The organism is Allochromatium palmeri (assembly GCF_009720725.1).
In the GTDB taxonomy this organism is placed as follows: domain Bacteria; phylum Pseudomonadota; class Gammaproteobacteria; order Chromatiales; family Chromatiaceae; genus Thermochromatium; species Thermochromatium palmeri.
The window spans coordinates 41,588-52,894 of the sequence record NZ_WNKT01000028.1; the positions used below are offsets into that span (position 1 = coordinate 41,588).

Genomic DNA, 11,307 nt, shown 5'->3' on the forward strand with positions numbered 1-11,307 from the left:
TCGACTACAAGCTGCATCCGGATTTTCGCGGACGTTTCGCCTGGCACCCGGATACTTCGGATATCCATTTGAACGGTCATCGGCTGGACGCACGCACCCAGCTCAAGGCGGTTCCCATGCGCATCACCCGCAAGGAAATCCGCCCGGCCAAGCCGCGCCATCGGATGCGCTTCGACCTGGAAGTGGCGGGCAACCACAGTTATCTGGTCGACCATGTGGCTGTCCACAACTCCCCCGAAACCACAACCGGCGGCAATGCGCTCAAGTTCTACGCCTCGGTGCGGCTCGATATCCGGCGCACCGGCAGCATCAAAAAAGGCGATGAGGTCATCGGCAACGAGACCCGAGTCAAGGTCGTCAAAAACAAGGTCGCGCCACCCTTCAGACAGGCCGAGTTCGACATCCTCTATGGCCAGGGTATCTCGCTCGAAGGCGAGATCATCGACCTCGGCGTGTCCGAAGGCTTTGTCGACAAGTCCGGCGCCTGGTACAGCTACGAGGGCACGCGCATCGGGCAGGGCAAGGATAATGCCCGCAATTTTCTGTGCGAAAATCCCGAAATCGCCCGCGCCATCGAGGCCCGTATCCGCGAGAAGCTGTTGCCCAAAAGCGGCGGCGAGGGGCCAGCCGATGCCGAGTCGCTTGAGCCGCCGCTGGAGGATTGACCCCTGAACGACCCGGCTCAAGATCCGGCCTCAAACGCGGTTGATGCGCACGCGCTCATCGACGAGGCCGCGCGCGTGGCCCTGCGTCTGCTGGTTGCGCGCGAGCACTCGTGCCTGGAACTGACCCGCAAGCTCAGTGCGCGCGGTCTCACTCCAGACGCGATCGCCGGCGCGCTCGATCGCCTGATCAGCGAGGGCGCGCTCGACGAATCGCGTCTGGCCGCGCACTATGTCGCCGAACGCGCCGACAAGGGCTTCGGCCCGCAGCGCATCCGTGCCGAGCTGCGCGACAAGGGACTTGCCGACAGCCTGATCGACCGCCATCTCCAACCCATGAACGACACCTGGCCCGAAGTTCTGGCGCGCGCCCACGAGCGCCGCTTCGGCCAGCGATCACCCAGCGACCGTGCCGACTATGCCAAACGCGCGCGTTTCCTCGAACAGCGTGGTTTCACGCCCGATTCGATCCGGCGCTTCCTACGCTACCCTGACTGACCTCCGCCATGCGGCGCGCGGTCCATTCGAGATTTTCCAATGATCACCAGTGCAGAGCTTCGAGCGAGCTTTCTTGACTATTTCGCGCAACGCCAACACGAGCAGGTGGCCTCCAGCCCCTTGATTCCGGCCAATGATCCAACCCTGCTGTTCACCAATGCGGGCATGGTCCAGTTCAAGGACGCCTTCCTCGGTCGCGAGCGCCGCACCAACAACCGCGCCGTCAGCTCGCAGCGCTGTGTGCGCGCCGGCGGCAAGCATAACGACCTGGAAAACGTCGGCTATACCGCCCGTCATCACACCTTCTTCGAGATGCTGGGCAACTTCAGCTTTGGCGACTATTTCAAGCGCGAGGCCATCGAATACGCCTGGGACTATCTGACCCGGGTGCTGGCGCTGCCGCCCGAACGGCTGTGGGTCACCGTCTTCACCGAGGATCAGGAAGCCGCCGACATCTGGCTCAACGAGATCGGCGTCGATCCGCAACGCTTCTCGCGCTGCGGAGCCAAGGACAACTTCTGGTCGATGGGCGACACCGGCCCCTGTGGCCCCTGTTCCGAAATCTTCTACGACCATGGGCCCAGCATCCCTGGCGGTCCGCCCGGCTCGCCCGACGAGGACGGCGACCGCTATGTCGAGATCTGGAATCTGGTCTTCATGCAGTTCAACCGCGACGCCGAGGGCCACATGACGCCCTTGCCGCGTCCATCGGTCGACACCGGCATGGGACTGGAGCGGCTCGCGGCTGTGATGCAGGGTGTGCACAGCAACTATGAGATCGACCTGTTCCGCAACCTGATCGCGGCCGCCGCGCGCGCGACCGGCTGTACTGACCGTGCCGACAAGTCGCTGCGCGTCATTGCCGATCACATTCGCTCGACCGCTTTTCTCATCATCGATGGGGTCACGCCGGGCAATGAAGGACGCGGTTATGTCCTGCGCCGGATCATGCGCCGCGCTATCCGTCATGGCTACCGGCTCGGCTGCTCAACACCCTTCTTCCATACCCTGGTCGCGCCGCTGGTGCGCGAGATGGGCGACGCCTATCCTGAACTGCGAACCAGCCAGGCGCATGTCGAGCGTCTAATCAAGCTCGAAGAAGAGCGCTTCGCCGAGACCCTGGAGCACGGGATGCGCCTGCTCGACGAGGCCATTGCCGGCCTGAGCGGTGACCAGATTCCAGGCGAGACCGTATTCAAGCTCTATGACACCTATGGTTTCCCGACCGACCTGACTGCCGATATCGCGCGCGAGCGCGGACTCGAACTCGACATGGCCGGCTTCGAGCAGGCGATGGCGCGTCAGAAGGAACGCGCCCGGGCCGCCAGTCAATTCGGCGCGGCTCAGACGCTGGATATCCAGATCCAGGGCGAAACGGATTTTTGTGGCTACGAACGGCTCCAGGAAGCGGCGACCATCGTTGCGCTCTACCGCGATGGCGAGTCCTGCGATGCGCTGGAAACCGGAGAAGAGGGCATCGTCATCCTCGACCGCTCGCCCTTCTATGGCGAATCCGGCGGTCAGGTGGGCGACCGCGGCTGGCTCACCGTCGAAACCGCGCGCTTCGAGGTCCAGGACACGCAGAAGAAGGGCGATGGTGTGCTGGTCCATATCGGCCAGGTCTCCGACGGCCCGCTCACCGTTGGCGATCGCGTCGATGCCCGTGTCGATGTCGAGCGCCGTTGCGCGACCGCGCTCAACCATTCAGCGACCCATCTGCTGCACGCTGCGCTGCGCGAGGTACTTGGTCCGCATGTGCAGCAGAAAGGCTCACTGGTCGGCCCTGAGCGGCTGCGCTTCGACTTCTCGCACTTCGAGCCGGTCTCGCGTGAGCAACTCCTGACCATCGAGCGGATGATCAATCGCGAGGTACGCGCCAATCATCTGGTCGAGACCCGCATCATGAGCCTGGAAGACGCCAAGGCGTCCGGCGCCATGGCGCTGTTCGGCGAAAAATACACCGATCAGGTGCGGGTGCTGCGCATGGGCGAGTTCTCGACCGAACTCTGTGGCGGCACCCACGTCAAGGCGGTCGGTGATATCGGTCTGATCAAGATCGTCTCCGAGAGCGGCATCGCCGCCGGCGTGCGCCGCATCGAAGGTATCACCGGCGCCTCTGCGCTGGAGTGGGTCGAGGCCGACGAGGAGCGTTTGCTGCGGCTGGCCGGTTTGCTCAAGGGTGGACGTGAGGACGTCGACGAGCGCGTGACCCAGCTTATGGAGCGCGCGCGGCGGCTGGAGAAGGAGCTCGAACAGTTCAAGGCCAAGGCCGCCAGTTCCGCAGGTCAGGATCTCGCCGCCCAGGCCATCGACATCCAGGGCATCAAGACCCTGGCCGCGCGTCTGGACGGCACCGATCCCAAGAGCCTGCGTGTCACCCTCGATCAGCTCAAGGACAAGCTCGGCAGCGCCGTCGTGGTACTGGCCACCGAGTCCGACGGCAAGGTCAGTCTGGTCGCGGGCGTGACCAAGGATCTGACCGACCGGCTCAAGGCCGGGGATCTCATCCGCGAAGTGGCCGAGAAAGTCGGCGGCAAGGGCGGCGGGCGTCCCGACATGGCTCAGGCCGGCGGCAATGATCCGGCTGGGCTTCCGGCCGCGCTGGAGCTGGTGCCCGGTTGGGTCAAGGCACGGCTTGGCTGATCTTTTTTTACTGAACTGAACGCTGACCCCGAATGAAAGACGTGCAATCCAGGTATCAACGATGGCCCTGATCGTTCAAAAATACGGCGGAACCTCGGTTGGGAGCATCGAGCGCATCCAGGCAGTGGCCGAGCGCGTCAAGCGCTGGTGCGACCGGGGCGACCAGGTGGTGGTCGTGGTCTCGGCCATGTCGGGCGAGACCGATCGCCTGATCAAACTCGCCAAGCAACTCCAGGAGCGCCCCGAGCCGCGTGAACTCGACGTGCTGCTCTCGACCGGCGAGCAGGTGACCATTGCCCTCCTGAGCATGGCGCTCGCGGCTCAGAGCTGTCCGGCGCGCTCCTACACCGGCGCCCAGGTCCATATCCTGACCGACAGCGCCCACAACAAAGCGCGCATCCGCGACATCGATGCCGCGCGCGTGCGCGCCGACCTGGACGCCGGGCGCGTGGTCGTGGTCGCCGGTTTTCAGGGCATCGACGAGCAGGGTGATATCACCACGCTCGGACGCGGCGGCTCGGATACCTCAGCGGTGGCCATCGCCGCCGCGCTCAAGGCCGATGAGTGCCAGATCTACACCGACGTCGATGGCGTTTACACTACCGACCCGCGCGTCGAACCCAGAGCGCGCAAGCTCGATCGCATCACCTTCGAGGAGATGCTGGAGATGGCCAGCCTCGGTTCCAAGGTGCTCCAGATCCGTTCGGTCGAATTCGCCGGCAAGTACCGGGTTCCATTGCGTGTGCTCTCCAGCTTCGGAGAAGGCGAGGGCACATTGATCAGTTTTGAGGACAACGACGTGGAAGACGCCAAGATCTCCGGAATCGCCTTCAGCCGCGACGAGGCCAAGCTGACCGTGCTCGGCGTGCCGGATCAGCCCGGCGTGGCGCATCAGATCCTCGGCCCGATCGCCGAGGCGAACATCGAAGTCGACATGATCGTGCAGAATGTCGGCGCCGAGGAGGCCACCACGGACTTTACCTTTACCGTGCATCGCAATGACTATGTCCAGGCGCTTGAGATCCTTCAGCGCACGGTCAGCGGTCTGGGAGCCCGTCAGGTGACGGGGGATGCCAGCATCGTCAAGATCTCGCTCGTTGGTGTCGGCATGCGCAGCCATGCCGGGATCGCCAGCCGCATGTTCGCGAGTCTGGCCAAGGAGGGGATCAACATCCGCATGATTTCGACCTCTGAGATCAAGATCTCGGTGGTGGTCGACGAGAAATATCTGGAGCTTGGCGTGCGCACGCTCCACGAGACCTTTGGGCTGGACCAGCCCTAGCACTGACGCGGCTGTCAAGTACCGACCGTTCGTCGAAAAATTGCGCTTCGGGTGCTTGTTTTCGACCAATCAAGCTAGATTTTACTTGCAATGGGATCTAGCTCTATGGTGATTCCATTGGAGTTGGTAGAATGGCAGGCATTGGGCCTTGCTCTAGCAGCTTGGTTCAGGCGTGGTTCAACCCTTGCGCGGTGGCCGCGCAAGCAAGGTCAGGTTCGCCGGGCCGGATGAATCATTCATGTAATCGGATTTTTAGGGATTCATTTAGGGAGACCGAGACAATGTTGATTTTGACTCGCAGGGTTGGCGAAACGCTGATGATCGGTGACGAAGTCACTGTGACCGTCCTCGGCGTTAAGGGCAATCAGGTCCGGATCGGCGTCAATGCCCCGCGGGACGTGGCTGTGCATCGTGAAGAGATCTATGAGCGCATCAAGCGCGAGCAAGCCGGTGCCAGCCAGGATGCACCCATCGTGGGTCAGCCGCCCGCTCAGTACGACTGATTTGAAGTGTTGGAAAGTTTGGTCGGGCGTGTTATCATGCCCGGCCTGTTCGATGGTCAAGGCATGAAATATCGATCAAGATGTTTGCAAGCTGAGGCGGCAATATTCGAACTTGAACTCTCACGGAGAGATGGCCGAGTGGCTGAAGGCGCTCCCCTGCTAAGGGAGTATAGGTTAATACCCTATCGAGGGTTCGAATCCCTCTCTCTCCGCCAATTCCTTACGGTGTTCATCCGTCAATCGACACGATCCGCCTCCTCCTGGATCGCCCTTCACAAACCGCGCCGGATCGGTCTCGCCTGAGGTAAAGTCCTGTGAGCGACGAACCTAATGCACTCGATATGGATTTGGCCAGCGGTATCGCAGCCTTCGAATCCAAGCAATTCTCGCGTGCCGTGGGGCTACTTGCTCCGCTCGCTCAGCAAGGCCAGGTCGAGGCCCAGTACCGCATGGCCATCATGGCCCAGAACGGTCTCGGCATGCTGCCCAATCCGCTGATCGCCTACAGCTATATGAAGAATGCCGCCAAGGCAGGACTCGGGCTGGCCCAACATGGCCTGGCCTTCATGTATATGGAAGGCGAGTGTACCGACAAGAATCCCGCCAAAGCGATCGAGTGGTTCAAAAAGGCCGCTGATCAGGGACTTGTTGGCTCTCTGACCACCCTGGCCATGATGTATGAGCAAGGCCATGGCGTGGAGCAGGATCTGGAGGAGGCGAAGCGTCTCTATAAGCTGGCAGGATTCGACGAGCGCTAAACGCTGGTGCCGCACGGCCTGGATTAGCGCTCCCATTCGCCGCTTGAATTGGTTATAATCCGCGTCCGCGTTGCCGGGGTGGCGAAATTGGTAGACGCATCAGACTCAAAATCTGACGGGGGCGACCCCATGCCGGTTCGAGTCCGGCCCTCGGTACCACCATCTTCGCGCAAAAGGCCAGGCTTCAAAAAGCTTGGCCTTTTCTTTTTTCAGACCTCGTCGAGCCGCTTGAGGAATGCGTTATGAAGATCGAAACCCTGGCCATCCACGCCGGCTTTGAGCCGGATCCGACCACCAAATCGGTGGCCACGCCCATCTATCAGACCACCAGCTACGCTTTCGACGACACGCAGCATGGCGCGGATCTGTTCGATCTCAAGGTCGCAGGCAACATCTATACCCGCATCATGAACCCGACCAGCGACGTGCTCGAAAAGCGCGTGGCAGCCCTGGAGGGCGGTATCGGCGCACTGGCGCTGGCCTCGGGCATGTCGGCGGTGACCAATGCGATCTTCACCCTGGCTCAGGCGGGGGACAATATCATCGCAGTGTCGACGCTCTACGGGGGTACCTACAATCTCTTTGCGCATACCCTGCCGCGTCTCGGCATCCAGGTCCGTTTTGCCGCGCCCAACGACATCGATGGCATGGCGGCACAAATCGACGCGCGCACCAGGGCCGTCTTCTGCGAGTCCATCGGCAATCCTGCCGGCAACGTCGCCGATATCGCACCGATGGCCGACATGGCTCATGCGCATGGTCTGCCGCTGATCGTCGACAACACCGTGCCCACGCCCTATCTGTGCCGGCCGTTCGAGCATGGCGCCGACATCGTGGTCCATGCGCTCACCAAGTACATGGGCGGACATGGCACCACCATCGGCGGGGCACTGGTCGACTCGGGACGTTTCCCCTGGGCTGAGCACGCCGAGCGGTTCTCGATGCTCAACGAGCCGGACATCTCTTATCACGGCGTGGTCTATACCGAGGCGATGGGGGCGGCCGCCTATATTGCGCGAGCCCGTGTCGTACCGCTGCGCAACATGGGCGCGGCCATCTCGCCGTTCAACAGCTTTCTCATCCTGCAGGGCATCGAAACACTGCCGGTGCGCATGGATCGGCACTGCGAGAACGCCATCGCTGTGGCCAACTATCTAAAGGATCATCCCAAGGTCGCCTGGGTGCGTTACGCCGGCCTGCCGAATAGCCCCGATTATCCGCTGATCCAGAAATACATGGATGGAGCCAAGGCGAGTTCCATCCTGTCATTCGGGATCAAGGGCGGACGCGAGAATGGCGGTCGCTTCATCGACGCGCTCAAGCTAGCCGTGCGGCTGGTCAATATCGGCGATGCCAAGACACTGGCGTGCCATCCGGCAACGACCACGCATCGGCAGTTGTCGCCCGAAGAGCTGGCGCGCGCTGGCGTCTCTGAGGATCTGATCCGACTCTCGATCGGTATCGAGCATATCGACGACATCATCGCGGATCTGGATCAGGCGCTTGCAGCGGCCGATTGAGGAGCGATATTTACCGCTCCTGACGCGCGCGGCGACGGGATTGTTGCGCATGGGCCTGTTCGACCAGCGCCCGTGTCGCGGCATAGGCGGCGTGGCAGAAGGTCTGGAAATCCGCTTCCAGGTCGGCCTGCGGCCAGACCCCCGTCGCCGGGGTCAGGGCACCAGCGGTCAACTGGTATTCGGCGAGAGTATCGATATAGTGCTTGCGGTCCTTGACATCGATCACGACCGGAAGGTAGCCCGAGCGCAGCACCGGCACATTGGCGAGTAGTCGGGCCAGCCGTCCATTGCCGTCCCAGAAGGGATGGATATGCACGAATCCGAGGTGCAGATGGGCATAGGCGTCGATGGCTTCCGGCTCACTCAGTGTGTCGTTTGCCAGGCGCTTCAGCTCCGCGAGCCAGTCCGCCATCAGGGCCGGTACATGTTCGGGCGCGGCGTATTCGATGAATGTTTGCAGACCATCAGGTGTCACCGCATAGGTGCCGTTGGGCTCGCGCTTCCAGGCGCCAAAGGGTTTAAGGATGTCCAGTGTGACCTGGGTCTGGATCGCGCGATGCAGATCGAACAGCCGCTCAATCGTCAGGTCTTCGTTGAGCCAGGCGTAGATCAGCTCGATGGCGCGCGCATGACCCATGACCTCCTGGTGGTCCTTGAGCGGCTTGCCTGAGACCGTCAGCCCTTCCTCGATCACGAACTTGGTCTCACCAAGGGTCAGAGTATTGCCTTCGATGGCGGTCGAGCCATGGGTCCAGAGATCGCGGATCTGGGCGAGCAAGGCCGCGCGCAGATCGGGGTCGAGTCCCTGAAAGGCTTGAAGGTTGGTGATGGCCATCAGGTGATGTTGTTAGCCCAAATCTTTGACCACGAAGTTCACGCTGAAATCGAAATTCTGCGGCGGAAAAAACCCAAAAGAAAACAGCCGGCTGGTCGTGAGACCAAACCGGCTGTTTTTGTTGGTGCCCAGGGGCGGAATCGAACCACCGACACGCGGATTTTCAGTCCGCTGCTCTACCAACTGAGCTACCTAGGCTTAAATCTTCAACCGATCAGTTCGGGCTGCCGGTCGAGCTGCGTATTAAACCGATCTCGATTCGGCTTGTCAACCACTGAGCCTGAAAAAATCACCAACAAGCGCCCGGCAGAAGCGAACGCCTCAAGCCGCCGGCGGCGTATAACCTGCCGGCGCCTCAACGCCATCGCCGAAGAAATAGCGCTCCATCTGCTCTTCGAGAAAGCGACGCGCCTTGGGGTCCATGGGGCTGAGGCGGTTTTCGTTGATGAGCATGGTCTGATGACGCAGCCAGTCCTGCCAGGCCGGCTTGGAGACCTGGTCGAAGATGCGCCGGCCCAGATCACCGGGGTAGGTGGGACGGTCGAGTCCCTCGGCCTCGCGGCCGAGTTTGATGCAGTGAACAGTACGGCTCATGGTGAATCTCTCACTCCCAACGACGTTTGACGATCAGTCCTGTGAACTTTGGCGATCACTCGCGCTGGATTCGCGTTACAGGCTCAGGTCGGCGAGGATCCGGGCGATCGGCGCGGGTAGACCGAGATCGCCGACCGTTTGCGGCGCGCTCCAGCGGACACCTAAACCGTCCTGAACCCCTGACGGATAGGCACCCAGTTCGATTCGGGCCAGCTCGATCCTGAGATGATAGTGACTGAAGGTATGACGGCGCTCAGCGAGCCTTTCAACCCGCTCGGGCCGAACGCCGAGCCGATCCTGGCACCAAGCGGCGATCGACTCGATGTCCGAGGCCGAAACGCCGGTCTCAGGCAGACTCCAGAGTCCGCCCCAGATGCCGGTCGGCGGACGACGTTCGAGCAGGATTTCACCCGACGGGTCGAGAATGGCAAGCAGGGTCGTGGCGCGCGTCGGGAGTTCTTTACGCGGACGCGGCGCCGGTAGCTCGCGCTGGCGCCCTTGGAGCTGAGCTACACAGCAGGCGGCGAGCGGACAACGCGCACAGTCCGGTCGGGTGCGGGTGCAGCGCGTGGCCCCGAGATCCATCATCCCCTGGTTGTACGCCCCCGCGCGGGACTGGGGCGTACAGTGTTCAGCGAGCCGCCAGAGTTCGGCCAGCACCGCACTCTGTCCGGGCCAGCCGTCGACGCCGAAGACACGCGCCAGCACCCGCTTGACGTTGCCGTCGAGGATCGGATGACGCTGCCCGCACGCCAGCGACAAAATCGCCCCGGCCGTCGAGCGTCCAATGCCCGGCAGATTCTGGACATCCGCGAAGTCGTCCGGAAAGACGCCGCCATGCTGATCGGCGATCAGCACCGCCGCGCGATACAGATGGCGCGCGCGGGCGTAATAGCCAAGCCCCGACCAGTGCGCCAGCACAGCATCGAGTTCAGCCGAGGCCAGCTCGGCGAGCGTCGGAAAGGACGCCATGAAGCGCTCGAAATAGGGGATGACCACGCTGACCTGAGTCTGTTGCAGCATGATCTCGGAGACCCAGACCCGATAGGGCGTCGGATTGCGCTGCCAGGGCAGATCGTGACGGCCATGCTGGTCGAACCAGTCCAGCACCATGGCTGGAAACGCCTCCGGTGACGCGATCATGGGCGGTTGCAAACGAGGACTGTCAGGGAGGATCGGAGGTCGCTCGGCACGCCGCGAGCGAGGGCGGATTGGAGCGGGTGATGGGAATCGAACCCACGTTAGAAGCTTGGGAAGCTCCTGTTCTACCATTGAACTACACCCGCGACAGGCCGATTAGTTTAGGCCGACCCCTCAACCTTGGCAAGCCTCGAATGCTCCGCAGTTGCGCGCGATCGACTCAGGTCGCGGTCAGCCTCAGCCATCACCACCGTACATCGTCTGGATGGCCGCGGCGTGATACTCCATGATGCGGTTGCGCTTGATCTTCAGGGTCGGCGTCAGCAGGCCATTCTCGATCGACCAGGGTTCCAGGGTCAGGGTGACGCGCCGGATCTTGGCATAGCCGGGGAAGTCGCTCAACGCCAGCCGCAGACGCTTGATGATGTCCTTGTGCAGGTGAGCATCGTGCAGACTCTCCGTCAGGTTCGGGTCGAGTCCATGTTCGTGGGCGATACCCGGCCAGAGATCAGCGTTGAGCACCAGGATCGCGCTGAGATAGGAGTGACCCTCGCCCACGACCATGACCTGATCGAAGAGCGGATCCAGTCCGATGGCCATCTCCAGATCAGCCGGCGGCACCTTCTCGCCGTTGGAGAGCACCAGGATGTCCTTGATGCGGCCGGTGATGAAGATATGGCCATCCTGAAGACGCGCCTGATCACCTGTATGTAGCCAGCCATCGTGATTCAAGACCTTGGCCGTGGCGGGGTGCGACCATAACTGATGCGCTGGCTTAAACTGTAGGTTCCATGGAACTGTCTTGTGAGGCTCCTGCCATGCCAACGTACGCCCAAAGCGATAAAGAGTTGCTTGAGGCACTGAATCGCAAC

Annotated in this window: 10 protein-coding genes, 4 tRNA genes and 1 pseudogene; 9 read left to right on the forward strand and 6 right to left on the reverse strand. The window is 62.0% G+C overall.

Annotation, left to right across the window (positions count from 1 at the left end):
• Window positions 1-230 precede the first annotated feature (230 nt).
• The 9 genes and pseudogenes from GJ668_RS20955 to GJ668_RS12830 form a co-directional block, all read left to right on the forward strand.
• Window positions 231-665 (forward strand): annotated as a pseudogene (locus GJ668_RS20955) (recombinase RecA family protein); the annotation flags it as partial.
• 75 nt (window positions 666-740) lie between these two features.
• Window positions 741-1,160: a RecX family transcriptional regulator gene (locus tag GJ668_RS12795; RefSeq protein ID WP_186343085.1), complete on the forward strand. Its 420-nt coding sequence runs from the start codon at window positions 741-743 to the stop codon at window positions 1,158-1,160.
• Between the two features lie 39 nt (window positions 1,161-1,199).
• Window positions 1,200-3,803, forward strand: a complete 2,604-nt coding sequence (gene alaS / locus GJ668_RS12800; RefSeq protein ID WP_155450542.1) for an alanine--tRNA ligase — start codon at window positions 1,200-1,202, stop codon at window positions 3,801-3,803.
• A gap of 61 nt (window positions 3,804-3,864) precedes the next feature.
• Window positions 3,865-5,085: an aspartate kinase gene (locus GJ668_RS12805; protein WP_155450543.1), complete on the forward strand. Its 1,221-nt coding sequence runs from the start codon at window positions 3,865-3,867 to the stop codon at window positions 5,083-5,085.
• A gap of 281 nt (window positions 5,086-5,366) precedes the next feature.
• On the forward strand, window positions 5,367-5,588 hold the full coding sequence (csrA, locus tag GJ668_RS12810) for a carbon storage regulator CsrA (RefSeq protein ID WP_155450544.1): 222 nt from the start codon (window positions 5,367-5,369) through the stop codon (window positions 5,586-5,588).
• Between the two features lie 124 nt (window positions 5,589-5,712).
• Window positions 5,713-5,803, forward strand: a tRNA-Ser gene (locus GJ668_RS12815).
• Window positions 5,804-5,929: 126 nt separating this feature from the next.
• Entirely contained in the window at window positions 5,930-6,346 is a 417-nt protein-coding gene (locus GJ668_RS12820) for a tetratricopeptide repeat protein (protein WP_155450551.1), read from the forward strand.
• Between the two features lie 72 nt (window positions 6,347-6,418).
• Window positions 6,419-6,505 (forward strand) — tRNA-Leu (locus GJ668_RS12825).
• An 83-nt stretch (window positions 6,506-6,588) separates the two neighbouring features.
• Entirely contained in the window at window positions 6,589-7,866 is a 1,278-nt protein-coding gene (locus tag GJ668_RS12830; protein ID WP_155450545.1) for an O-acetylhomoserine aminocarboxypropyltransferase/cysteine synthase family protein, read from the forward strand.
• A gap of 10 nt (window positions 7,867-7,876) precedes the next feature.
• Here GJ668_RS12830 and GJ668_RS12835 read toward each other — a convergent pair whose 3' ends face one another.
• The 6 genes from GJ668_RS12835 to GJ668_RS12860 all read right to left on the reverse strand — a co-directional run bounded on the left by GJ668_RS12835 (window position 7,877) and on the right by GJ668_RS12860 (window position 11,167).
• The gene (locus GJ668_RS12835) at window positions 7,877-8,701 is read right to left on the reverse strand and encodes a Fic family protein (protein ID WP_155450546.1); all 825 of its coding nucleotides are present in this window, start codon (window positions 8,699-8,701) and stop codon (window positions 7,877-7,879) included.
• Between the two features lie 122 nt (window positions 8,702-8,823).
• Window positions 8,824-8,899: transfer RNA gene (locus GJ668_RS12840), tRNA-Phe, on the reverse strand.
• Window positions 8,900-9,022: 123 nt separating this feature from the next.
• Window positions 9,023-9,295 carry an oxidative damage protection protein gene (locus GJ668_RS12845; protein WP_155450547.1) on the reverse strand — a complete coding sequence of 91 codons (273 nt, stop codon included), beginning with the start codon at window positions 9,293-9,295 and terminating at the stop codon, window positions 9,023-9,025.
• Window positions 9,296-9,370: 75 nt separating this feature from the next.
• Entirely contained in the window at window positions 9,371-10,438 is a 1,068-nt protein-coding gene (mutY, locus tag GJ668_RS12850; RefSeq protein WP_155450548.1) for an A/G-specific adenine glycosylase, read from the reverse strand.
• 69 nt (window positions 10,439-10,507) lie between these two features.
• Window positions 10,508-10,581: transfer RNA gene (locus GJ668_RS12855), tRNA-Gly, on the reverse strand.
• 91 nt (window positions 10,582-10,672) lie between these two features.
• Window positions 10,673-11,167 (reverse strand): hypothetical protein, encoded by a 495-nt coding sequence (locus tag GJ668_RS12860; RefSeq protein WP_343032213.1) that lies wholly within the window; start codon window positions 11,165-11,167, stop codon window positions 10,673-10,675.
• Between the last annotated feature and the right edge of the window lie 140 nt (window positions 11,168-11,307).

What these genes read in the sequence shown, in the direction of transcription:
- alaS (WP_155450542.1), top strand. Translation starts at nt 1,200, where the DNA reads ATGATCACCAGTGCAGAGCTTCGAGCGAGCTTTCTTGACTATTTCGCG.
- GJ668_RS12805 (WP_155450543.1), top strand. Translation starts at nt 3,865, where the DNA reads ATGGCCCTGATCGTTCAAAAATACGGCGGAACCTCGGTTGGGAGCATC.
- csrA (WP_155450544.1), top strand. Translation starts at nt 5,367, where the DNA reads ATGTTGATTTTGACTCGCAGGGTTGGCGAAACGCTGATGATCGGTGAC.
- GJ668_RS12820 (WP_155450551.1), top strand. Translation starts at nt 5,930, where the DNA reads ATGGATTTGGCCAGCGGTATCGCAGCCTTCGAATCCAAGCAATTCTCG.
- GJ668_RS12830 (WP_155450545.1), top strand. Translation starts at nt 6,589, where the DNA reads ATGAAGATCGAAACCCTGGCCATCCACGCCGGCTTTGAGCCGGATCCG.
- GJ668_RS12835 (WP_155450546.1), bottom strand. Translation starts at nt 8,701, where the DNA reads ATGGCCATCACCAACCTTCAAGCCTTTCAGGGACTCGACCCCGATCTG.
- GJ668_RS12845 (WP_155450547.1), bottom strand. Translation starts at nt 9,295, where the DNA reads ATGAGCCGTACTGTTCACTGCATCAAACTCGGCCGCGAGGCCGAGGGA.
- mutY (WP_155450548.1), bottom strand. Translation starts at nt 10,438, where the DNA reads ATGATCGCGTCACCGGAGGCGTTTCCAGCCATGGTGCTGGACTGGTTC.